This window comes from Corynebacterium sp. ACRPQ (genome assembly GCF_022347225.1).
Classification (GTDB): Bacteria; Actinomycetota; Actinomycetes; order Mycobacteriales; family Mycobacteriaceae; genus Corynebacterium; species Corynebacterium tuberculostearicum_D.
Window position 1 is genome coordinate 225,462 of sequence record NZ_JAKRNF010000001.1, and the last position, 23,648, is coordinate 249,109.

19 protein-coding genes are annotated in these 23,648 nt (G+C 58.7%); 10 read left to right on the plus strand and 9 right to left on the minus strand.

Features of this window, described 5'->3' with window-relative positions:
• Window positions 1–147: 147 nt before the first annotated feature.
• The gene (locus MHY24_RS01080) at window positions 148–3,888 is read right to left on the minus strand and encodes a multifunctional oxoglutarate decarboxylase/oxoglutarate dehydrogenase thiamine pyrophosphate-binding subunit/dihydrolipoyllysine-residue succinyltransferase subunit (protein ID WP_239228049.1); all 3,741 of its coding nucleotides are present in this window, start codon (window positions 3,886–3,888) and stop codon (window positions 148–150) included.
• Between the two features lie 159 nt (window positions 3,889–4,047).
• The gene (locus tag MHY24_RS01085) at window positions 4,048–4,782 is read right to left on the minus strand and encodes a hypothetical protein (protein WP_204609521.1); all 735 of its coding nucleotides are present in this window, start codon (window positions 4,780–4,782) and stop codon (window positions 4,048–4,050) included.
• 116 nt (window positions 4,783–4,898) lie between these two features.
• On the opposite strand from MHY24_RS01085, the gene MHY24_RS01090 reads away from it, so the two are divergent.
• The 3 genes from MHY24_RS01090 (at window position 4,899) to MHY24_RS01100 (ending at window position 8,549) form a co-directional block, all read left to right on the plus strand.
• Window positions 4,899–6,602: a carboxylesterase/lipase family protein gene (locus MHY24_RS01090; RefSeq protein WP_239228050.1), complete on the plus strand. Its 1,704-nt coding sequence runs from the start codon at window positions 4,899–4,901 to the stop codon at window positions 6,600–6,602.
• Between the two features lie 81 nt (window positions 6,603–6,683).
• Window positions 6,684–7,532, plus strand: coding sequence for a hypothetical protein (locus MHY24_RS01095; protein ID WP_005327531.1), 849 nt, complete (start codon window positions 6,684–6,686; stop codon window positions 7,530–7,532).
• 174 nt (window positions 7,533–7,706) lie between these two features.
• A complete protein-coding gene (locus MHY24_RS01100; protein ID WP_239228051.1) occupies window positions 7,707–8,549 on the plus strand; it encodes a hypothetical protein in 843 nt (280 codons plus the stop codon).
• On the opposite strand, the gene MHY24_RS01105 is transcribed toward MHY24_RS01100, so the two are convergent.
• Window positions 8,546–9,064, minus strand: coding sequence for a hypothetical protein (locus tag MHY24_RS01105; RefSeq protein WP_239191617.1), 519 nt, complete (start codon window positions 9,062–9,064; stop codon window positions 8,546–8,548). The two genes, MHY24_RS01100 and MHY24_RS01105, sit on opposite strands and share 4 nt — an antisense overlap.
• Before the next feature lie 112 nt (window positions 9,065–9,176).
• Here MHY24_RS01105 and MHY24_RS01110 point away from each other — a divergent pair, with 112 nt between their 5' ends.
• Entirely contained in the window at window positions 9,177–10,418 is a 1,242-nt protein-coding gene (locus MHY24_RS01110; RefSeq protein WP_239228052.1) for an MFS transporter, read from the plus strand.
• Between the two features lie 14 nt (window positions 10,419–10,432).
• Here the strand turns inward: MHY24_RS01110 and MHY24_RS01115 are convergent, their stop codons facing one another.
• Window positions 10,433–11,242, minus strand: a complete 810-nt coding sequence (locus tag MHY24_RS01115; protein ID WP_204609511.1) for an Nramp family divalent metal transporter — start codon at window positions 11,240–11,242, stop codon at window positions 10,433–10,435.
• 232 nt (window positions 11,243–11,474) lie between these two features.
• Here MHY24_RS01115 and MHY24_RS01120 point away from each other — a divergent pair, with 232 nt between their 5' ends.
• On the plus strand, window positions 11,475–12,209 hold the full coding sequence (locus tag MHY24_RS01120) for a hypothetical protein (RefSeq protein ID WP_049361434.1): 735 nt from the start codon (window positions 11,475–11,477) through the stop codon (window positions 12,207–12,209).
• 742 nt (window positions 12,210–12,951) lie between these two features.
• Here the strand turns inward: MHY24_RS01120 and MHY24_RS12030 are convergent.
• Window positions 12,952–13,254, minus strand: a complete 303-nt coding sequence (locus MHY24_RS12030) for an Nramp family divalent metal transporter (RefSeq protein WP_316971205.1) — start codon at window positions 13,252–13,254, stop codon at window positions 12,952–12,954.
• A 93-nt stretch (window positions 13,255–13,347) separates the two neighbouring features.
• Window positions 13,348–16,470, minus strand: a complete 3,123-nt coding sequence (locus MHY24_RS01130; protein WP_239228053.1) for a DUF3427 domain-containing protein — start codon at window positions 16,468–16,470, stop codon at window positions 13,348–13,350.
• A gap of 367 nt (window positions 16,471–16,837) precedes the next feature.
• Between MHY24_RS01130 and MHY24_RS01135 the strand changes: the two genes are divergently transcribed.
• On the plus strand, window positions 16,838–17,041 hold the full coding sequence (locus tag MHY24_RS01135; protein ID WP_239191599.1) for a hypothetical protein: 204 nt from the start codon (window positions 16,838–16,840) through the stop codon (window positions 17,039–17,041).
• A 37-nt stretch (window positions 17,042–17,078) separates the two neighbouring features.
• On the opposite strand, the gene MHY24_RS01140 is transcribed toward MHY24_RS01135, so the two are convergent.
• A complete protein-coding gene (locus MHY24_RS01140; RefSeq protein WP_239228054.1) occupies window positions 17,079–17,423 on the minus strand; it encodes a (deoxy)nucleoside triphosphate pyrophosphohydrolase in 345 nt (114 codons plus the stop codon).
• Between the two features lie 133 nt (window positions 17,424–17,556).
• Between MHY24_RS01140 and MHY24_RS01145 the strand changes: the two genes are divergently transcribed.
• Together MHY24_RS01145 and MHY24_RS01150 are read left to right on the plus strand one after the other, a co-directional pair.
• Window positions 17,557–18,903, plus strand: a complete 1,347-nt coding sequence (locus MHY24_RS01145; protein WP_239228055.1) for a YjiH family protein — start codon at window positions 17,557–17,559, stop codon at window positions 18,901–18,903.
• A gap of 47 nt (window positions 18,904–18,950) precedes the next feature.
• On the plus strand, window positions 18,951–19,439 hold the full coding sequence (locus MHY24_RS01150) for a hypothetical protein (protein ID WP_239228056.1): 489 nt from the start codon (window positions 18,951–18,953) through the stop codon (window positions 19,437–19,439).
• A 37-nt stretch (window positions 19,440–19,476) separates the two neighbouring features.
• On the opposite strand, the gene hutG is transcribed toward MHY24_RS01150, so the two are convergent.
• Window positions 19,477–20,409, minus strand: a complete 933-nt coding sequence (gene hutG / locus MHY24_RS01155) for a formimidoylglutamase (RefSeq protein WP_239228057.1) — start codon at window positions 20,407–20,409, stop codon at window positions 19,477–19,479.
• 63 nt (window positions 20,410–20,472) lie between these two features.
• Between hutG and MHY24_RS01160 the strand changes: the two genes are divergently transcribed.
• Window positions 20,473–21,216, plus strand: coding sequence for an IclR family transcriptional regulator (locus tag MHY24_RS01160; protein WP_239228058.1), 744 nt, complete (start codon window positions 20,473–20,475; stop codon window positions 21,214–21,216).
• Window positions 21,217–21,294: 78 nt separating this feature from the next.
• Complete coding sequence (gene hutH / locus MHY24_RS01165; RefSeq protein WP_239228059.1) at window positions 21,295–22,848, plus strand: histidine ammonia-lyase; 1,554 nt, start codon at window positions 21,295–21,297, stop codon at window positions 22,846–22,848.
• On the opposite strand, the gene MHY24_RS01170 is transcribed toward hutH, so the two are convergent.
• Window positions 22,826–23,617: an SGNH/GDSL hydrolase family protein gene (locus tag MHY24_RS01170; RefSeq protein WP_239228060.1), complete on the minus strand. Its 792-nt coding sequence runs from the start codon at window positions 23,615–23,617 to the stop codon at window positions 22,826–22,828. The two genes, hutH and MHY24_RS01170, sit on opposite strands and share 23 nt — an antisense overlap.
• Window positions 23,618–23,648: the final 31 nt, after the last annotated feature.

A 23,648-nucleotide genomic window follows, 5' to 3' on the forward strand; every position in this document is an offset into this window, starting at 1 on the left:
GGATGGCGAGGAAGGCGGGGCGCGAGAGTGGAAGTCTTAAGGCGGAGGCTGAAAGAGGCCAGTGGCCACACGTTCAAGTCGAGGATGAGGGCATGAGTAAGCCCCAGTGAGGAGGTCCTCACTGGGGCTTATGCGGTGCAGAGGCAACTAGATGTCGAAGGCCTCTTCCAGCAGGTTCTTCTGCTCAATCTGGTGCACCTTGGCGTTACCGGTGGCAGTCGAGGACTGTGCGCGGCGGGAAACGCGAACCAGCTCCGGCATATCCGGAATCAACCGGCGCAGGTGCTCGTTGTAGAACGGCCACGGCCCCTGGTTGGCTGGCTCGTCTTGAATGAAGCGAACCTGGGTGGCGTTCGGGTAAGCCTCGAATGCCTCGCGCAGGCGGTTGAACGGAATCGGGTGGAGCATCTCCACGCGGACGATGGCGATGTCATCGCGACCATCGGCCTCGCGCTTCTTTTCCAGATCCCAGTACAGCTTGCCGGAGACCAGCATGATGGTCTTGACCTTGTCGGTATCGCCGACCTTCTTGCCGTTGACATCAACGAAGTTCGGGTCGTTGATAACGGACTGGAAGCGCTTGACCTCGGTGAAGTCTTCCACGGCGGAGGTGGCCGCCTTGTTGCGCAGCATGGACTTCGGGGTGAAGACGACCAGCGGGCGCTTCATCTCACCGAGTGCCTGGCGGCGCAGCAGGTGGAAGTGGTTAGCCGGGGTGGAAGGCTGAGCCACGGTCATGGAACCCTCAGCGCACAGCTGCAGGTAGCGCTCGATGCGGGCGGAGGAGTGGTCCGGGCCCTGGCCCTCGTAGCCGTGTGGCAGGAGGAGCACCAGGCTGGACAGCTGGCCCCACTTGGCCTCACCGGAGGAGATGTACTCGTCGATGATGGTCTGGGCGCCGTTGGCGAAGTCACCGAACTGTGCCTCCCAGGCCACGAGGGCGTCTGGGTTGCCCACGGTGTAGCCGTACTCGAAGCCCATGCCGGCGAACTCGGTCAGCGCGGAGTTATAAACCATGAACTTGCCGCCGTTGCCCTTGGAGGTGGCGATGGCGTGCATCGGGTTGTACTCGTTGCCGTTGCGTGGGTCGAAGGTGACGGCGTGGCGCTGGGTGAAGGTACCGCGTCGGGAATCCTCACCAGCCAGGCGGACAACCTTGCCTTCGCCGGCCAGGGAACCGAAGGCGATGAGCTCGCCCCAGCCCCAGTCGATGCCGCCCTCACGGGAGGACTTCTCGCGCTCCTTGGCTACCTTGCCCACGCGCTTGTGGTACTCGAAGTCCTCTGGTGGGTTGCCATAAGCGGCACCCAGCTCGGCGAGTTCCTCAGCGGTAATGGAGGTATCGAGGCCGCGGGTGAGCTCCTGGGAGGAAGTGATGCCGGTCTGCTCCTTCGGGCGAGCCTTGCCGGCTTCCTTGTGCTCAGCAAAGACGGATTCCATCTGGTCGTGGAAGTCACGTGCGGCTGCTTCGGCATCCTCAGCGGAAAGGTCACCACGGCCGATGAGATCGTTGGTGTAGTGCTCGCGCACTGCCTGGTGCTCGTCGATGACGGAGTAGAGCTCCGGCTGAGTCATGGATGGGTCATCGGCCTCGTTGTGACCGCGCAAGCGGTAGACCATGAGGTCGATGAAGACATCCTTGCCAAACCGGCGGCGGTACTCGGCTGCCATCTGACCAACCCAGACAACTGCCTCTGGGTCATCGCCGTTGACGTGGAAGACCGGGCAGTCGAAGCCCTTGGCCAGGTCGGTGGCGTAGTGGGTGGAGCGGCCGGAGTCCGGGGTGGTGGTGAAGCCCACCTGGTTGTTGACCACGATGTGGACGGTGCCGCCGTTGGTGTAACCGCGCAGTTGGGACAGGTTGATGGTCTCCTGGACAACGCCTAGGCCGGTGAACGAAGCATCGCCGTGGAGCATGACCGGAACAACGGTGTGGCCCTCTGGGCCCTTGTCCAAGATATCCTGCTTAGCACGGGCGATGCCCTCCATGACCGGATCGACGGCCTCGAGGTGGGATGGGTTGGCGGCAAGGGTGACCTTGATTTCGCCATCGCCAAACATCTGCAGGTGGTGGCCCTCGGAACCCAGGTGGTACTTCACGTCACCAGAGCCGCCGAGCTGGCCGCCCTTGTAGTTGCCGTCAAACTCGCCGAAGATATCGGCCAGTGGCTTGCCCACGATATTGAACAGGACGTTGAGGCGGCCGCGGTGTGGCATGCCGATGACGACCTCGTCCAGATCCTGGCCGGCGGCGGTATCAATGATGGAATCCAGCAGCGGGATGAGGGTCTCGGCGCCCTCGAGGGAGAAGCGCTTCTGGCCCACGTACTTGGTCTGCAGGAAGTTCTCGAATGCTTCGGCGGCATTGACCTTCTGCAGGATGTACTTCTGCTCCGCGTTGGTTGGCTTCGGCATGCCCGCCTCCAAGCGGTCCTGCAGCCAGCCGCGCTCATCGCGGTCGAGGATGTGGGTGTATTCGGAGCCGACCTTCAAGGTGTAGGCGGCGCGCAGGCGAGAGAGCACCTCGCGCAGGGTCATCTGCTCCTTGCCGCCAAAGCCACCAACATTGAAGGTGCGGTCCAGATCCCAGATGGTCAGACCGTGGGTTGCGATGTCGAGGTCGCGGTGGTCCGGGTTAGGCAGGCCCGGCTGGATCCAGCCCAGCGGGTTGGTATCGGCCAGCAGGTGGCCGCGGGAGCGGTAGGACTCGATGAGCTGCATGACGCGGGTGTTCTTGTCCACGCCGGAGTTCGGCATGTCCTGCGCCCAGCGGAACGGCTCATAAGGCACGCCCATGGAGGAGAAGAGGTCGTCCCAAAAGGCGCCGTCGACAAGCAGCTGGCCAATGGTGCGCAAGAACTCTCCGGACTCTGCACCCTGGATGACGCGGTGGTCATAGGTGGAGGTCAGGGTAACCAGGCGGCCGACGCCCAGGTCTGCCAAGCGGTCCGCGGAAGCGCCGGCGAACTCGGCCGGGTAATCCATGGAGCCCACGCCGATGATGGAGCCGGCGCCCTTGGTCAGGCGGGCGATGGAGTGGCGGGTGCCGATGCCGCCTGGGTTGGTGAGGTTAATGGTCACACCAGAGAAGTCATCCATGGTGAGCTTGTTCTTGCGAGAACGGGTAACGATGTCCTCGTAGGCCTCAACAAACTCGGAGAAGGACTTGGTCTCGCACTCCTTGATGGCGGCGACGACCAACGCGCGGGAGCCATCCTTCTGCGGCAGGTCAATGGCCAAACCCAGGTTAATGTGCTCCGGCTGGATGACATAAGGCTTGCCATCCTTTTCCTCGTAGCGCACGTTCATATCTGGGTGCAGCTGTACGGCCTTAACCATGGCGTAGCCGATGATGTGGGTAAAGGAGATCTTGCCACCGCGGGTGCGCTTGAGGTGGTCATTGATCATGGAGCGGTTTTCCCACATGAGCTTGACCGGCATATCGCGCACGGTGGTAGCGGTAGGAATCTCCAGGGATTCCTCCATGTTCTTCGCAATGGCCTTGAACATGCCCTTGAGCTGGCGCTCGTCGCCGCCCTTGTAGTCTTCGATGCGGTCGAGCGGGGACTCGGACTTCTTCACGGACTGCTTTGCCTTAGCGGACTTTTCCTGCGCCTTGGCCACGGACTTATCCACGTTAGTCTCGCGGGCCTCCTGCTTGCGGGCGGTAGTCGTACCCTCAGTCTTCTTCGCGGCAGGCTTAGACGGCTTCTTCGGGGCTTCCTTGGCAGGTGCCTCAGACTTGGGCGCGCCGTTTGCTTCGAAGTAGTCGCGCCACTCCTTATCTACGGAGTTAGGGTCCTTGGAGTACTGCTGGAACTGCTCGTCTATCAGCCACGCATTGGGGCCGAAGATATTCGATGTGCTCACGGCAGGTATTCGCCTCATTTCTCTGCTTTAAAATGGTCGTTTATTCGACTTTAGTGCGGCCTTTGCACGAGCGCATGCGTCACTCGCCAAAGAGTCTGCCTACATGATACGGGTCATACCCCTAAACTCACTATGTTAGGGGTATCAATAGCCCCGCTTAGTGGTTTCCGGCTACCCCTAGGCTTGGGTGAGGGGAGAAAGCTGCTCGCTGGCGTGCTCGATGACCTGCTTGGCCAGCTTGCGGTTGGCGGTGGTGCCCAGCACGGCGCCGATGCCCATGGGCATGAGCTTGCTGATCCACGCCCACTTCAGGCGCTTGGTGATCTGCTTGGTAAAAAGCTTGGTCAGGCGGCCGTTGATGCCAGACAGCGTCGGGCCGGAGAAGCGGGAGAGGCTAGCGGCCGAGCGCATGCCCGCCACGCTATTGAGATCGCCCACAAAAGTATCCACCAAAGCGGACCCCTTCGAACCGGTCAGCACCAAAAGTACAAGGGCGCGGCGGCGCTCGGGGGACTTGATGTCATCGCCACGCAGGTAGGCCGAAGCCAAGATGTACCACGCGGCCGCCTCCAAGAAGACTACGGATTCGCCGGCGATGGTAGCTGCGCCGGTTACCAAACCGACACCAGGGATGGCAGCAGAAGCGCCCGCGGCCGCACCGGTGCCGGAGGTGATATTGAGGAAGTGCTTGTCAATGAGTTCTTGCAGCTGCTGCGGGCTCGCGTCCTTATTGCGCTTTTTCAGGTTGTCGACGTACTTGATGATGACACCGGACTGCACGGCTACTGCGCGGTCCAGGGAATTGAGGAGCGCGGAGGTAAAGCGGTTGGTATCTTCCGGATCGATGTCATAGGTATCGACGGTGTCGACCTCGGCGGAGTTGTCCTTCTTGTCTTTAGTAAAGAAACCCATGTGTCCTTTTCTTTCGCTAAAACTTATCTGCGCCCAGCATAGTAAAGGCTCTATTAATACGCCGTCGCGCCGCAAAGAGATCGCCGAGGGCGTGCAGGGCACCTAAGCTAGAGGGCATGGTTACGCCGCACGAGAACAACCGCGACTCCGAGGGTTTCCCTCTGGAGGAGTCTTCTGCGGCGGCGCGCCTCAAAGCAGAGCAGGCCCACGAACGCGCCCGCCGCGCGCACGAAGAGGCCCAAAACGCCCTGGCAGATGAGCTCACCGTGCGCACTACCTCCGGGTGGGTGCGCGGCGTTATAGAGGAGGACCTGCGCACCGATCGCCCCATTAGCGCCGGGCCGGTGCTCACTTGGCGCGGCATCCCCTTCGGCGATACCACCGCCGGGGACAATCGCTTCCGCGCTCCGCAGCCCGCACCGGCCTGGGAGGGCGTGCGCGATTGCAGCCAGTTCGGCCCACCGGCCCCGCAGACCACGTATTCCTGGACCGACCGCATTATCGGCTCCGAGGACTGTCTGCACCTCGACATCGTGCGCCCGCGCACTGAAGAGAAGCTTCCCGTGGTGGTCTACCTACACGGCGGCAGCTTCATAATGGGCTCGTCCCACATGCTTATGCTCCGCGGCTTTGAGTTAGCCACCCGCATGGACGTGGTCTACGTATCCATTAACTTCCGCCTCAACTCCCTGGGCTATTTGGATCTGCGCAGCCTGGGCGGGGACTGCAGCGCTAACCCGGCGGTGGCCGATCAGATCCTGGCGCTGCAGTGGGTGCGCGACAATATCGCGGCCTTTGGCGGCGATCCGGATTCCGTCACCCTCATGGGCGAATCGGCCGGCGGCGCGGCGGTCCTCACCCTCATGACGAGCCCGGCCGCGGAGGGCCTCTTCCACCGCGCCATTGCCCAGTCCCCGCCGATTGCCATGATCCATTCCCGCGCCCAGTCCACCTTGTGGGCGCGCGAGCTGGTGCACCGCATGGCCTTGCCCCGGTGCACCTCGGTGGAGGACCTGCGCCAGGAAAACTTTGCCGATCTGGTGCGCTCGGGCCAATCCATGATGTGGCGGGCCGGCGAGCTCATTCACCTCAATTCCTGCTACGCGCCCACGGTGGATGATGAGCTCATTCCGGAACACCCCATCGCCGCCTTCGAAAACGGGCACCAGCACCAGATTCCGCTGCTCATTGGCACGAACTCGGACGAGGCTAGCTTTGGCAAATTCCTCTTCCAGCGCCAAAGCTCCCGCGAGCGTGCCGCCTTGCGCCTGGTGGCTTCCTTCGATCCCCAGCACGCCCCCGAGGTCGTCGCCGCCTATGACGGCGCGGTGGCCAGGGAGGACTTTGCGCACCTGCTTGCCGACGCCCTCTTTTGGGCACCTTCCACCCGCATCGCCACCGCCCATGCAAAAGTGGCGCCAACGTGGATGTATCGCTTCGACTTCGCCTCTGCCGTGCTCAAGTGGTTGGGCCTCGGCGCGATGCATTCGATGGAGCTCGGCAACGTCTTCGGTGACCCTTATTCCTCGCGCGCGTCTTTCCTTACCAATTGGGGCTCGCGCGCGGAGATGGAGGAACTTACCGCCACTATGCAGCAACACTGGTCTGCCTTCATCCATGGCGGCCGCCCGGAGATGAGTTGGCCGCGCTACGGGTCCACTCAACGCGCCACCATGATCTTCGATGCCGAGGCCTATATTGAGCACGCGCCGCACGAGCTCAAGCGGCAAGCCTGGGAGGGATACCACATGTTGGAGTGGGGAAGTGGGCGCCCGGAGCTGGTGAGATCTTTGGGCTTCCAACCATCCGGGTGGGAATAACGGTAGACTCCACAGTGACCGCGGGCGGCGGCTTGCCTACCGTGGGAACCTCTGCTTCCGAAGGATGGATTTTAAACCACCATGAGCTTTTTCGAAGATATTGCTTCTGCATTGGATGCCGAGGGCATCGAGTCCCGCGTCAACGATGACGTCATGTTCGTTCCAATCACTTCTGATCTGGAAATCCAATTTATTGAAATCGATCCGCTTCTCCCCGCCGCGAACGTCTACATTGCCGCGGCGGATGTTGATGAAGACGATGAAGAATTTGAGGCAGTCCTCGTCTCCGTCGCCTTCTCTGTAGATGATGCCGTGGAGGCGGTGTCCCGCCACATCGCTACCGACCAGGTCGTCACCGTCCTGCGGGACCTGCTGGAGGGCACCGATGAGCGCATCGCGGAACTGGAATTTGCCCAAGATGAGCTCAACCCGCACCTCGTCGTGGCCGAAGTGGCCAATGACTCGGAGCTGCGCGTGCTCGTGGAAACCATCGATGGCGTTCCGTCCGCCATCGTGCGCTTCCTTGCCTTCGACTTCGACGAAGACGATCTCGATGACATGGAGGATGAGGCAGTCGCCCTCGCCTGGGAAGTGGACGAAGAGGATGAGGACCTCGACGAGGCTGACCGCCTCGCCCTCTTTGATAACGCCGAGTTTGATGATGTTCCCATCGTGGAGGTTCCCGCCGAGGCCCTCGAGCTTGGCACCTACACCGACTTCGATCGCCTCTTTGATGTCCTAGGCCTCGTCTCCGAGCAGGCCCTGGACTGGGAAGCACAGCTCGTCTCCTTCGATGATGAAGACTACGAAGAACCTGACGTCTACGACATCTTCGGCGAAGACGACGAGGACGAAGACGAGGACTACTTCGACGGCGACGATGCCGACCTGGACGACGAATCCGACGCCCCCGCAGCCGACGAAAAATAGTCCCCGCCTCCCCATAGCCCAGCCCTGCCGCCACCAGCGGCCAGGCTGGGCCTTTCCCGTTTTAGGGGCCCTTTTGTGTTGCTACTTTCGCGCGCCGCCAATTAGGCTTTAGGGCATTCCCAGCCTGCAGCTGGAAATCCGCCCTGAACCTAGCTTTGTGAGGAGGAGAAGACCATGGCGATGACCCGCGATACCACGTGGCGCTACGTCCTTGTTGTAGTAGCCGTGGCACTCTCGCTTGCCGCGTGGTTTTGCACCGTCTTTGGGGTGTACTCCACGGTGAATGTGACTTTCGAGTCCTACCTGACCTCCAGCGTCTGGGTCCTCCTCCTGGTGGCCGCGGTGCTGCTGTATACCTCGCAGCATGGGTTGGTGCCTAACTGCATCCTCCTGTATCCGATCTTCGGCGCCTCTATCAACCTGCTATTGGGCTCGTTGACCGTGCGCACGCAGGTGCCGATGTTCTTCGACACCGTCGGCACCGCCATCGTCGCCATCATTGCCGGTCCCGTGCTCGGCATGGCCACGGGGCTTACCACCACCGTATTGGGCGGAGTGTATTTTGCCTATGATCTCGCCTTTGCGCCCGTAGGCATTTTTATCGGTGCCGCAGTAGGCCTGCTGGCTCGCCGCGGGGTATTCAACAAGCTGTCGTGGATTATTTTCTCCGGCCTCGGAATGGGCATCGGCTCCGGCGTGATGAGCGTGTACGTGCTCATCTTTTCCTTCAGCGGTCGCCCGCGCAAGGGGCCAGAAAACCTCACCAAGTTCTACGAGATGATCTTCCAAGACGAGCGCCTGGCCATCATCTTGCAAGGCCTTACCTCGGACATTCTGGATAAGGTCTTTACCGTCCTCATCGCCTGCTTGGTCCTGCGCTTTATGCCAAAGGCAATCGCCCGGCACTACACGGTGACTTTCAACCACGAAGTGATGAGGAAGGTGCTCCACGCTCCTGACCCGCATGCAGAGCCAGACGCATCTGCGCAGTCAACAAACCAGCGAGCGACCGCCTAGGCGGCTTGGCTGAAACCGGCGAAGAGTGACTCGGGGGAGTGGACCGGCTGATAGGAGCTATCCACGAGCCACACATAAGTGGCGTTCGGGCCACGGGAGACCTCGTGGACGGCACCAACCATCTCTGCCGGCACGAGCGTCCGCACCCAGCCCTCTGCCACGGCCGGATCTACCGGCTGGCCAAAGTTCTCGGTAATGCGGATGGTAATCAGATAGGCCGGAATACGGTCTTGCCCAAAGCCGCGCACGCGGGCCTTCACGCGCGCACCCACACGGTGGCGGGTGATGCTCATGCAATACTCTCCGCCCGGTCCACCGGCGGGCGTCGGCAGTTGCTTTATCGGTGGGCGCCAGGTGGGAGTGGGGCGCGCCAAGGAACGCGGGTGGTGCATGATGGCGGCGATGGAATTGATGGTGTCATATTCGTGGTAGAGCAAGTCTGCCGCAATCTCGGAAGCGGACTGGGGCAGGTTCATTGCGGTGGGCTGGGGAAACTTCTTTTGTACGTTGTGCATGGCCATCACACTAGACCCCAGTGCGGACACAGCCCCAGCAAAAGCAAACGCCTGTTCGAACGTAAACCGCAAATGGCTTTCCCTGACGCCAAGGATTAGAGTTGCAGCCGATATGATGAATACACGCAGTGGGGAAGTAGAACACGGGGAAGCGCCGAAGATCCCGCGCGAAATCTGGGTCATGGTCACGGCCGCCTTTATTATCGCTTTGGGCTACGGCCTCATTGCCCCGCTGCTTCCGCAGTTCGTGGCGAGCTTCGATGTCTCCATGGCTGCCGCGGGCCTTGTGGTCTCCATCTTTGCCGCCTCGCGCCTTATCTTCGCGCCCATGTCCGGATCGCTGGTGGATCGCGTCGGCTCGCGCCGCGTCTATCTCATCGGGCTCATGACCGTCGCGGTGACCACGGGCCTAGTCTCCATCGCCCAAAGCTATTGGCACATCGTGGCCCTGCGCGCCCTGGCCGGCATTGGCTCGACCATGTTCACCGTCTCGGCCATGGGCCTTATCGTGCGCATGTCCCCGCCGACGATTCGCGGCAAGTGCTCTGCCACCTATGCCACGGCCTTCCTGCTCGGTAACGTCGCCGGCCCCGTTCTTGGTGCCAGCCTGTCCTTCCTGGGGTTCCGCTGGCCATTTTTCATCTACGGCGTGGGCGTGGCGCTGGCCGCATTCGTCGTCTGGTGGCAAATGCCTCGCGTGAACCACAAGCAGGCCAGCCAGGATAAGCTGCCGCCCATGCGCCTGCAGGAGGCCTGGGGTGATACCGCCTACCGCGCGGTGCTGACCTCCAACTTTGCCCATAGCTGGATCAACATGGGCGTGCGCGTATCTGTCCTGCCACTTTTTGCCGCCTCCATTTTCCACAATGGCGCGGCCGCCTCCGGCCTGGCGCTCGCAGTCTTTGCGGCCGGCAACGCCATCGTGTTGCAGTTCTCCGGCAGGTGGTCCGATATCCACGGCCGCAAGCCGCTCATCCTCATTGGCCTCGTTGGCTCTGCCATCTTCATGGTGCTCATGGGCATGGCCACCAGCGTGTGGTTCCTCCTGCTCGTCTCTGCCTTTGCCGGCGCCTCTTCCGGGCTTATCAACCCCTCCCAGCAGGCCGCGGTGGGCGACATCGTGGGCAATGACCGCTCCGGCGGCAAGGTGCTATCCACCTTCCAGATGGCCGGAGACTTCGGCCAAATCTTGGGCCCCATGCTCATTGGCCTGCTTGCCGACGCCTCCGGCTTCCCCCTCGCCTTCACCGTCTGCGGTGCCATCGCCTTCATCGGCATCATTGCCTGGGCGTTCGGCCGCGATCCGCACGCCGCGGTGGGGAACAAGCCGAAGCGGGTGCCGCAGGAGAAGTAGGCACGTATTCTCGGCTAGAGAATTTCACCCAATTGGGAAGCGCAAAGATAAACGAAGGCAACGGAGATTACCGCCATCAACGTGTTGACGATCCAGCCGTTTCTCCATTGCTTTGGGGTGTGTTTGGTGTTCAGCAGGACCAAAAGGGTAAGGCCTAAGAACGGCATAAACAAAGCGCCCAGGACTCCGTAGGCGATGATGAGTCCGGTTGGCTTTCCAAGGAGTAGAAGCAGCATTGGTGGGAAGGTCAGCCAGATGAGGTAAGCGCGGTAGTACTTTCCACCAGTACTGGTTCGGGGATCGCCTTGCGGGATCTTTTTGAGGTGACCGATGTAGTCAGCAAACATCAGGGATACACCGTTCCACACGCCAAGGCAGGAAGAGAATGCGGCGGAGAAGAACCCGACGATGAACAACTTAGACATGAACGTTCCGTAGCGGTCCTCGAGAACGTCTGCCATATCAACGAGTCCTTGGTCGTTATCGGACACAGCGACGTTAGCGCTGTAGAGCAGTTCTGCGCCCAGTGCGAGTGTAGCCAGAACAAAAATACCGGTAACCGCGTAAGCTACAGCATTGTCCATGCGCATAACCTTCATCCATTTTGGCGTGTACCATTCCTTTTCTCTCAGCCAGTAGCCATAAGCAGCAAGCGTGATTGTGCCACCTACTCCGCCGGCGATGGACAGTACATAGATGAAGGAGCCATGGGAAACTTGAAAAGTTGCAACATATCCAACCGCTAGGCCGCGTGAAACAGGTAACCACCAGAGGCAGAGTGGTAGGGGAATGAGGCTCGGGCCTGGGGTGACACGGTTACCCATTAGTGGGGTGTAGCCGGACAACGCGAGTAACTGGCGTGGTCATGGCTTCTATCGCGCAGGGTCTACTTATTGCTATGGCCTGAAGTCGGGGACGTGTATCCCAGGGGTGTAACGCCTGGTAGACTCCCCGCCTTGATTTACCCCTAATGGGTAACTTAAACGTCTACCGCCGTGCCCCAGGACGGCCAGGACGGGTAGCCCTCATGTCCGGCCCGTGTCGTATGGTGTGTTTATGAACCGGTTGCAATTCTGGGAATGGGGTTTATGGCCCTGGCTGGGTGACGTTATCGCCTCCCAGCCGTTCCTCACTCTCATGGTGCCCGTGGCCACTCTCACGGGCGTGGTAATCACCACGAAAAGTAATGAACGTATCCGCCGCCGGGAACTCCAGGGGGAGGGAGAACGGTGGCGTTATGAGGTTGTGAGAGATAGCGCGGCGGTGCAACGCCAGGCGGTCCTCACGTTCCTGGCGGAGGTGGCAAACCTACAGGGCAAAATGGAGGCTAAAGCCTACGGAGCCGCCCTGGGGTACGTGTCAGAAATAGATCAACTCGTTGATGGTGAACCCGGGGACTATGAGGTGGTTAACGGCCAAATGGATACCGCCCGCTGGTTTCTGAATGAGGCCATTACACGCGCCCTCACGCTGGAGTTGTCACTGGCGGATCCGGTGGTCCGTTCTAACGCCGTGGTCGTCCGCCAGGCTATGGAGACGGACAAGTCTAGGTACTACGCGCCGGAGGGAGAACCGAAACAGATACTCCCTAATCCCTATGTTGATGAATTACTAACGGAGACTTACCCCATGTCTAAGGCTGTAGAGACGGCCCTGGAGGACTTGAAAGAAACGGCCATTAACCGCCTCCACCCGCTCCCGCCGGAGCTGTCAGTGGAACAACCACAGTCGAACTGGTGGCCGTTCGGAAAGAGGGGCACTCCATCGACTGCGAAAAGAAGTAGAAGATGACATGGCCCACACCAGTTACCTTTATATGGGTTTTAGGGGAAGGTGCGCGAGTTTCCAGCGCCACAATCTAGTTGACTTCACAAACTTCCCGGGGCTCGTTTTGACAGCCGGGACTTAAAGCCCTGCACCGTCCACCAAGGATTGTTGGTTCGTTCAAGTACCTTCATAACGTCTGCTTGCTGGGCCTGATTTTGAATACGTCGCCAATACCGTTTGAGCAATGGATTAGTGGGCCACACCGGTTTGTATGTCAATGAGAGAGACTCACCTAGCCCGATTGCGCAACCGACAACAATCTCTCCCCGCCCATCGCACCTCATTTCGCTTATGTGACCCCGAAAACCGTCTTTGGGATAAATCAGGTCACTACCTTTTTCGAGCGCGAAAGTGTCCCCAAAAACGACCGTGCGAAACCCGTTGTTCCGTAGTAGCGCCGTTTCGTCATCAATGCGTCGGAGTTCTAAGCGTGGGCGAGAGGTCCGTTCAATAAGACCGAGAGTAGAGGCAACCAAAAGACCAGATATAACGCCCGAGACGGTTCCGTCTGTGATCCCGTTTGACCAGCACATTGAATGAGGTTTCCTTTACATAAATTCCATCACTGGGCGTTTGGATATTCTACCTAACGCATACGAAAAGGACCCAGGCCTTGAATTGGCCCCCGAAAGTTGGATTGGTTTAATTCTAGGCGGTTAGGGTTTCAAGGGTCTGATTTCGAAATAGGGGGCAAAAACCAGGAAGTCTACCGACCCATTTCTCGGCACCCATGGAACATGGTGTTTCCGGTGGCAAGGCTATACCGTCCAACGCTTTCGGCTAGAACAATTTTCATAATCATACCGATTATGACTGCCCACAAGAGAGCGTAGCCATAGCGTTGGCCCGCAATCATGGTGGCAACTAAGTCAGCTGCGCCGACACCAGTCGCTGCGGCAACATATCCCGGACCAACTAAGGTCCATTTCTCCCTTGTCTGGTTCGTCATTCCTTTGCCGTGCATTCCCCCTGCAGGCCGGACGGCACTCGATTCGCTGGTTTGACTCATAGAACCCTCTCGATTGAGTGTGCTTTAAATCACTATAGGGAGAGCGGCGCTTGCTACCAGCAAAACGGGTGTATCCATTTCCTGAACGGATTTCTAGGCCACCGTTCTTCCCGCAGCATACAGAGCCTTAGGCATCGACCTTTGGAGCTTCCATTCAAATTGAATTGGTTTTTCCCCATGGTGGGATACATAGTCCACCGCGCCTAGATAGGTATAGGCGCTCGCTGTCCCGACTTCGTTCTTCTTAGTAAAGCGCGAGGCAATAAGTATTTTTCCTTCACGCTCCCGATGGCCGATGTATCGCCTAGCCGCCTTCGATTTCAAAGTTGTTGTTGATTGAGATTCCCAGTGCAAAAGGTCGGGTGAAATTGGGTAGTCGCGGTAATTTGTCGAAGCACTAACCTGGTCGTCTTTTTGAAATGTCACCAAGAAGAGATCTGTGTTGATATCGGGAAAGTACTTCACTCCTTCGCGTGGCAGGTTTACAAGCTGCTGAAGGCTTCCTGACTCTAAAGCACCAATAAGCTCGGCCAACGAGTAATCCGCATGCGTTTCCAAAACTGAACTATCGCTATGCTGTGGAACGATGCGCGAGGAGTCACTGCTCAGTTGCATAACCTGCTCCAACTCCCAAGCAACTTGTGGATGCTGGCGCAAAGTCGTCAGGGCGGCGTCATAGGAACCAGGGTGCGGAGAATTTGAGTTCGCCCAGAATCCGAGTACGAGCATTCGGGTGAAGGCCTGGTCGGATGGCCCCATGTCGGAGTAGCGAAGATTTGAGGAGGAAAGGATACGCAGATAGGCATCGATTCGGTGTGGATCGTTGACGTGAAGGAAGACCCGAATTCGGTTAAGTAAAAACGATTCGGTCTCATCCGTGTTTTGCTGTAGTAGCCCTTCTTCTCGAAGTAGCCGGGTCCATGAATATTTGGATGGACGGTAGATATCCTCTAATTGCAGGTTCGAATCCTCAAGGAACTCTTTGAGATTCGTGGTTCGAATTTCAGAGAGCAATGCACGCACTTTGCGTAAGGAATTCCGTGAGACCTTCTTGACGTTTCGGAGAACCTGCTCGGTCGTCGATTGGTCGAACTGGATATGCGAACCCGGTGGGGTGGTGGGGAAGCCCTGCTCAATTTCTTCAGCTAAGCGCTTGCCCCGCTTCCGGGTTAAGGCATGGAATTTTCGCTCAAAATCAAAATCGACGTGCTGCTGTCCAATGAAATCGAGAATGACGCAGGAGTCCTTGCCTGGAGATAGACGAAGACCACGACCCAGTTGTTGTAGAAAGACCACAGGGCTTTGTGTCGGGCGGAGCAAAAGAAGGGTGTTAACAGAAGGAATATCAACGCCCTCATTAAATATATCTACAGAGAACAGGACTTTGACGTCGCCAGTCTCCAGATCTTTGATGGCCTGAGCACGCTCGGTGGCGGTGAGATCGCTTGTGACAGCTCGCGCTGGGATTCCAAATTGCTGGAATTGCCGCGCCATATATTCTGCGTGGGCAATCGTGACGCAAAAGCCGATAGCTTTCATCTCTGAGAGATCGAAGATGCGTCGGTTTAGCTCGTTAACAATGAAGCGGGTGCGCTTTTCTCCCGCTTTGATGTAGAACTCGGAGAGCTCTTCGGTGTTGTAGTCCTTTTTGCCTCGGCTCCATGTCAATGAGGAAAGGTCCGTTCCATCGGCAATCCCGTAGTAATGCATGGGGACTAAAAGCTGTAGACGCAATGCATCCCACAAACGAAGTTCATGAGCTACGCGATAGTCAAAGTATTTCTGGACGTTTTCTCCATCACCACGTTCTGGTGTTGCCGTTAAACCCAGGAGCTCTTGTGGCTGGAGGTGGTCCAAAAGTGCTTTATAAGTGGGGGCTTGTGCGTGATGAAACTCGTCGATTATTACGACATCAAAATGGTTGCTACTTAGGTTTTGTAAACGGGAAGCGCTGAGAGATTGCACGCTGGCGAACACATAGTCCCAGCGGCGAGGCTGAGCGCCGTCGACTAGCAGCTCGCCAAAGTCCGCATCTTTAAGCACTTCCTGGAATGTCCGTCGGGCTTGTTGAAGAATTTCTTTCCGGTGTGCAACGAAAAGCAGCCGAGGGCGTCGCTTCCATTGTTCGCATAGGTTCCGGTAATCCAATGCGGCAACTACCGTCTTTCCTGTTCCTGTAGCAGCAACCAGGAGGTTCCTATGCCGATCTTTTACCTCACGCTCTGAGCGTAGCGCCTCGAGCATCTCTTCTTGGTAGGGGTAAGGAGTTACCTCAAGGCCAGATAACTCCAGTTGGCGAAGCGCCCCGGAGTTTTCGCCACCCTTGGCGACGCGAAGAGACCGCTCGAGTCTCTCCATGTCGCGATTAGGGTCGAAGGTCTTGAAATGACTGTCGTGCCAGTAGCTATCGAAAGTCTTGATGAACTTATCGATTACTTCAGGAGTCGCGGTATTGGACCCGCGGACATTCCACTCCCAACCATCGACGAGAGCAGATCGGGAAAGGTTGGAACTGCCGATAAAGGCAGTATCGAACCCGGATTTTCGGCGGAACAGCCAAGCTTTGGCATGAAGGCGAGTGGATTTGTGCTCATAGCAAATCTTTACTTCGGCCTGATACTTCTCAACCAATCGCTTGAGCGCTGCTGCGTCGGATGCACCGCAGTAGGTAGAAGTGAGTAGCCGGAAAGGGATCTCGTTATCGCGAAGGTACTCGAGTTGTCTATCAAGAACGCTGATGCCGGAGTTCTTGATGAGCGCACAGAGCAGATCAACCGAATCAGCAGTTTTGATTTCTCTCTCGATTTCGCTGGTTAAACTAGATTCTCCTTGGGCGTTAGTGAATAGTGCACTCTTGGTGAGTGAAACATCCGGAAGCAGGGGAGGGTCCGCCAATCCGGAGTTGTATACGGCGTAGAGGAGTTCTTCGGAATCAATCTCTTCATCTTCACCCAGTAGAAGCGCGATGTTGTTGATTAGGGCAACCCGGTCTTCGGGTGACTTTAAACCGTATAGCCGTCGCTCTAGAAGTGAACCAATGTGTTGTGAAACCGCCGAGGTATAGCGGCCATGAGCTTCTTCATCGGAGCTTCTTCCAATACCGAATCCTGCAGCAGGATGTTGGCTTAACGTTTCGTTCATGCGTTCACGGATTCGGGCCGTAATAGGGGTCTCGTAAACGCCGAAAGGTAGGGAAGAGTCAGGGTTAGCACTCATAATGACCAAATTCTAAAGGCTTCGGAATGCAAATTGGCTGATTCAAGGATTGGCGAAGTAATTTTTCTCCAGGCGGTGTTGCCCTTCAGTGATTTTGAGGCATGGCATTCACTAGAGTTCTTTGATCTCAATTAAGAAGATCAATCCCTGCAGCCTAGACCTATATCCCTGTCGATTGGAGATCGGATTGAGAAGTCCAAAATGGCTACGAGATGAGATTCTTTTGGTCGCCGAAATTGGAATCCGTTTAGGATGGCCAGCTACAGGACCTAAGGAGGAAATATCTCGGGTTTCCAACCTTCTGGCCAGGGGAGTCATGTATGGAGATGAATTCCAGCCAGGTCCTAAATTTAGGAATGTCAATGGCGTGAGCCGGAAATACTTTGATCTCTACTCGGCGCGCCCCTCCTATGAAGGACAAACGACAAACGGAGGCAAGGCAACGCAGGAAATCGCAGCGTTGGCGGAATCCGATCCGCAATTGGTAGTGCGTTTGGCGGAGGATATCCGCCGCATGCTGGCAGAAGGAAAATACGAAAGGAAGAATCTTTCTTTTCTTAGCTGTGACTAGAAGCAATAGCTTCTACTGCCGGGATATCAGCGGGGGCTCACGTCAGGTGCGCGGCCTCTGCGGCGGTAACCCATTTTGTATCGTCGTGGTCGGTCAGGCGTAGGTCGCCGTCGACAAGCGTGCAATAGAAAGTGGTTAGCTCAATGGTCGCAAATTCGTACTCATAGGTTGTTGTCGTCACTTTCTGGCCGACCTCGGCGATGAGGTTGAGCTCCTCGCGAATTTCACGAGCTAGAGCTTGCTCAGGGGTTTCGCCAGGCTCGATCTTTCCACCCGGAAATTCCCAATGGCCTTCCAGTGGTTTGCCTGGTTTCTTGCGGCAGGCGAGGAACCGCTCGCCGTCGTGGAAGACGGCGCCAACGACGCGTATGGGGTTAGACATAACTCCATTGTGCCTTGGATCTCGGAAACATCTAGACAGTGAGCTGTTACTTAGATAACATATCCCCAATGTTCGCGTAAGGCTGTCACGCGGGCTTGATTTTTGTATGCAAGCTTGAGGGGACGGTTTTACTGTGACTTCTACCGAATCTGTCTATACCTCTCACCAGAGCCATGACGGGGAGATCCCGCAGCCTGGGGGACGGTGGAAACTCTTTTTATATAGCGCCATTGGCGCGTTCGTATTCTTCCTGCCGGTGACGTACCAGGATAAGCGCTCCATTCCTTTGGACCACATGGTCACCATGGTGCGCGAAGGGATTCCGGCGCTGGTGCCGTGGATTATCTTTGCGCTTGCGGTCTATGGCACGGTGCGCAGCTTTACCACCGGCGCGTTCAAAGAAAGCGTATTGCAGGCGGTCTTTGCGGTGCTCAACATTGTGGGCGCGGTGGTCTCCTTCCTTATGGTCATCGATGCGCTGCCGTGGGTGTTGGGCGATGAAGACCTGGTGCCGTTCCTGTGGAACTCCATCGCGATTCCGGTTGGCCTCATTGTGCCTATCGGTGGTGCGTTCCTGGCGTTTCTCATTGGCTTTGGCCTGCTGGAATTTGTCGGCGTGCTCATGCAGCCCATCATGCGGCCGCTGTGGAAAACGCCGGGGCGCTCCGCGATTGACGCGGTGGCCTCGTTTGTGGGCTCGTATTCGCTGGGCATTTTGGTGACGGACCGCGTGTATCAAAAGGGCGGCTATACCGCTAGGGAAGCGGCGATCATTGCCACCGGCTTTTCGACGGTCTCTGCGGCCTTCATGGTCATCGTGGCCAAGCAGCTTGACCTGATGAATATCTGGGGCACCTACTTCATTGTCACGCTCTTCGTGACCTTTGTGGTTACCGCGATTACCGTGCGGATTCCGCCGCTGCGCACCATTCCAGACGAGTATTTTGCGGAAGCGCACCCAGATCCGGAAAAGCCGGTAGAAGGCTCGCGCATCAAAAATGCGTGGCGCGAGGCCATGCTGGCGCTCCAGCGCGCACCGTCCCTGCCCGCAGCCATCTGGGAGAACCTGCGTGATGGAGTGCGCATGGCGGCGGCCATTGTTCCTTCCATTATGTCGGTGGGTCTCATCGGTCTGCTGCTTGCGCGCTTTACACCCATCTTCGAGTGGATTGGCTACCTATTCTACCCGTTCGCGTGGGTAGTGCAGCTGCCGGAGCCGGTCCAAGCAGGCAAGGGCGCAGCCATGGGCATTGCGGAAATGTTCCTGCCCGCCACCGCAGTGGCAGGCAGCGACAGCATGGTGCTCAAGTTCGTCATCGGCGTGGTGGCAGTCTCCGCCATCATCTTCTTCTCCGCGCTGGTGCCGTGCATCTTGGCTACCAAGATTCCGGTGAAGCTCACCCACCTGGTCATTATCTGGTTTGAGCGTGTAGCGCTGACCATTCTTATCGCCACGCCGATTGCCCACCTGCTGTTTTGATAAGTTGAACCCAAGACGGGTAAGAGGATCGATATTGCTGGAGGGCAATGATGCTTATAGCCACTATCGCAGCTGAGGTAGCTTTCTGGCTTTGCTTAGTGGCTGGCTGCCTCTTGCGCTACGTCTTTAATCAGCGCAAACTTGGCTTGACACTTATGGCCGCGACCCCAATCATCGACCTGCTGCTATTGGTATTTTTCTATGTGAGCCTGAGCCAAGGCGGTAAAGCCGAGTTCATGCACGGCTTCGCGGCCTTTTATATTGCTTTCTCGGTTGTCTTCGGCAAAGACATTATTGGGTTCGTCGACCAGAAAGTTTCTGGCGCCAACCCTCGCACAGGGCCTAAAGATGACCAGCGCAGTTTCACACAGTGTGTCCTCGCAAGTGTTGGCGCAGCGCTTTTGCTGTTAATAGGAATTGTGGTGACTGGCTTAGCGGGTAGCTTCTGGCTTGTCTACTGGCTCATCGCCGTTGCCTTTACTCCCGCTATGTGGTGGGGAGTCCAACGTTGGATGAGTAAGAAAGCTACCCGATAAGCTGCACGGCCCAGGTAAAGCCCAACGCCATTGGCGTTTAGCTAGTGAGGTGCGCCGTGACGATGTCGTCGATAAGCCGCGCCGCTGCCTTAGCGGTGCGGTTATCTATGTCAAAGGTGGGGTTAAGCTCAACGACGTCCACCAGGGCCAGCTTGCCCGTTCGCGCAATAGCCACGGCCATGGCGCGGATGTGCTCATAACTGACGCCTAGCGATGCCGGTGCGGATACGCCCGGCGCGGTGGACGCTGGCAAAACGTCGAGGTCGATGGACAGGTGGACCTTGTCCTTGCCCTCGGTAGCGCGGGCGGCAAGCTCGCCGCACTCGGCCGGGGAGAGGTTGAGCAGCTCTTCGTCCAGGGTGATGGCCACGCCGAGGGACTTGGCTTCGTCGAAAAGCACCGCGGTGTTATTAGGGCGGGAGATACCCAGAACGGTGTAGTCGAAATCATCGGTGAGCTCCGAAATCTGCTTGAACGGGGTGCCGGAGGTTGGTTGATCGGCGCGGCGCAGATCGAAGTGGGCGTCCAGGTTAATGATCTTGGTGGCGCCCACCGCACGGTAGAGGCCGCGGTGCGAGCCGAAAGCAGTCTCGTGACCTCCGCCCAGAATGATGGGGAGGGTGCCGGCTTCGACGAGTTCCTGGACCTTATCGGAGAGCGCATCGTGGGCGCCTTCGAGGTCGTCGGCTTGGGTGGTGATTGTGCCGGCGTCGGCAAGCGCATGCGCATGGTGCACCGCCAAGGAACCCAGCGCGGAACGCAGCGCGGCCGGGCCTGCGGCTGCACCCTGGCGGCCGCCATTGCGCAGCACGCCCTCATCGGAGGCAAAGCCCACCAGGGTTACCGGGGCGGGGGAGTCGGTGGACTGATTGATAACGCTATGCCAGCGGGCGTGCTCTGGGCCAGGGCCATCGGAGCGGCCGGACCATTCGGGGGCGGGGGTGAAAAGTTCAGCTTTTTCGGTGTTCATGGTTACCGAGGGTAGGCAAGAACGCGGGATATGGCAGGAAAATTCTGCCTACAATCACTAAGTGTGAGTACAAATCGAGTTCCAGCGGCCCGTCACGCGTTAGAGATTCTTAAGTTGTTATCGACGATTGACGTACCAATTTCTGCTGCCAGGATACAAGGTGAACTGGGACTGCCACGGTCATCTACCTATCACTTGCTAGCGGAGATGGTCGATGCCGGCTTTGTGGCGCACTTGCCGGAACATAAGACTTACGGCCTAGGCCTAGCGGCCTATTCCATGGCTTCGGCCTATGTAACTCAACAGCCTTTGGTGCGAATGGCTACTCGGGACTTGGAAAGGTGTGCGGATCTGGTGGGTGGATCGGGGCACTTGTCTCGTATGGCTGGATCGGAAATCTTGTACTTGCAGGAGGTCCGTGCCGCAGGGGCAATCTCTTTGGTGACCGAGGTTGGAGTGCGATTGCAAGCGCATAAGACGGCGTCGGGGCGCGTAATGCTGGCGCATCTTCCTGACGCGGAGGTGCGCGCCGCATTCGATACCGCGGGTGGTAGTGGCTTTTCTGCTTTGAAGGAGCGCTTGCGGTTGGTGGCCGCGCGGGGTTGGGACCAAGAGGTGGAGGAAATTACCCGCGGCCAGGCTTCTGTAGCGGTGCCTATTCTGGACCATCTGGACCGCCCAGCGGCGGCGGTGGCGGTGACGTATCCGGTAGGGACGCCAGATGCAAAGGTGGATGGCGCCATTCGGGCACTGCAGGAGGCGTCAGACAAGGTCGCGGGGAAAATTTACCGCAATCGAAAAAAGTGAGGTAGCATACATCTATCGCGTTGGGTTGTCGCGCGACACATTTTTGATTATCAATCCCTACTCCAAGGAGTTTTTGCCATGCCTAACGCCTACCCATCCACCGTGACCGTCAACGTTGGTGCGCTGAGCATCGAGGACGTCGTTGCCGTTGCCCGCTATGGGGCGAAGGTGGAGATTGCGCCCGAGGCTCTCGAAGAGATAGCCGCGACCCGCGAGCGCGTGGAAGAACTGGCACAGGATCCCACCCCGGTCTATGGCATTTCCACCGGCTTTGGTGCACTTGCCCGCCGCCACATTCCGGAGGAGATGCGCGCCCAGTTGCAGCTTTCCCTGGTGCGCTCGCATGCCGCAGGCACCGGCCCAGAGGTAGAAGAAGAAGTCATTCGCGCACTTATGCTGCTGCGCCTGTCCACCCTTTGCACCGGCCGCACTGGTGTGCGCCCAGTGGTCGTAGAAACCTATGCCAAGGCACTGAACGCTGGCATCGTGCCGGTGGTGCGCGAGTACGGATCGCTGGGCTGCTCTGGCGACTTGGCGCCGCTGGCCCACTGTGCGCTGGCCCTGCTGGGTGAGGGTGAGGTGCGTGTCAACGGCGAGCTTAAGGACGCAGGCGACGCCCTGGCCGCGGCCGGCATCGAGCCGCTGCAGCTGCGTGAGAAGGAAGGGCTCGCGCTTATTAACGGCACCGATGGCATGCTCGGCCAGCTCTGCCTGGCCATTACTGACCTGCGCGCGGCCGCAAAGACCGCCGATATTGCCACCGCCATGACTGTGGAAGGACTGCTCGGCACCCTTGTGGTCTTTGCCGATGACCTGCAGCAGCTGCGCCCGCACCCAGGCCAGGCCGATGCCGCGGCCAATATCCTCCAGGTGGCCGAAGGCTCTGAGATTCTGGAGGCCGCGCTCGAGGAGTTCAAGAAGAACCAGGTGCAGGATGCGTACTCCGTGCGCTGCGCCCCGCAGGTAGCGGGCGGGTTCCGCGATACCCTGGCCCACACCGCCCAGGTGGCCGAGCGCGAGCTCGCAGCCGCGGTGGATAACCCGGTGGTAACCAAGGATGGCCGCGTGGTCTCCAATGGCAATTTCCACGGCGCGCCGGTAGCCTATGCGCTCGACTTCCTGGCTATTGTCACTGCGGACTTGGCGTCCATTTCCGAGCGCCGCACCGACCGCTTCCTGGACCCGGCGCGCAACCGCGGGTTGAATGCTTTCCTTGCTGATGACCCCGGTGTCGACTCCGGCCACATGATCGCGCAGTACGCCCAGGCTGGCATCGTCAGTGAGATGAAGCGCCTGGCTAACCCATCCTCGGCCGATTCCATTCCGTCTTCGGCCATGCAGGAAGACCATGTCTCCATGGGGTGGTCCGCCGCCCGCAAGCTGCGCAAGGCTGTCGATGGCCTGCAGCGGGTGCTCGCCGTAGAGATCCTCACCGCCGCCCGCGCCATCGACATGCGCGAGGGTACCCCGGCCAAGGGAACCGGCGCGGTGATTGAGAAGCTGCGCGAGACTGTCGAGGGCCCCGGCGTGGACCGATACCTGTCCCCGGAAATCGAGGAAACTGTACGCCTAGTCAAGGAGGGCGCTCTTATCGACGCCGTCGAGGACGCTACCGGCCAGCTGCGCGGCTAAGGGCTTGGGCCATCGCCACCTGTCCCGCGTGGGTGGGGTGCATGGGGAAGGAATTGGTGTCCTTGCCCGTAAAATCCACCCACGGCGAGGGGGAGCAGGCGGTGTGGTCTAGGGCGGCGTCGGCAAGCACGTAAGTGGCCCCATTGCGCTCGGCGGCCTCGCGCACCGCCTGGTTGATGCGCTCGATGGAGCTTGCCAACCATTCCCGGTCACTGGCCGGGATTTTTTCTATATAGGGGCAGGTCTCCCCGCGCTTGATAAGGGGGAGATAGCCGGTGGCAAGGACCTTCGCATTAGGGGAGCGGCGGTGAATCTCCTCGTAGACCTTGTCGAGCCGGCGGGGCAGATCGCGGATTTCTAAGTCAATCTGCGCGCCGGATTCCGCCTGGCAGATATCGTCCGTGGCGCACTGGGTAAGGCGCACGAAGCTGGCGTCATTGCCGCCGATGGATAGGCTCACCAGGTCGGTGTCCTTGCGTAGGGCGTCCACCTGGGCGGGGTGCTCGCCGGCCGAGGAAAGTACGTCGAGGGTACTAGCGCCCTGGCAGGTGACATTGGTGAGCTCTGCGCCCATGTCTTTGGCCGCGAGCTCTGGGTAGGAGTCTTGCGCGCGCACGCAGGTATTGGGCGGATCCAGTGGCAGCGTGGTCGAGCCCATGGCCGCATAGGAATCTCCTAGCGCCACATAGTGGGGCGGCTGCGGCTCCTCGGCGGGGGTGGAACAAGCGGCGAGGAGGGCCACGGAAAGGAGGGGGATGAACCGACGCATGCAGGCCATCGTAGATCATTCCGTGGGTGTC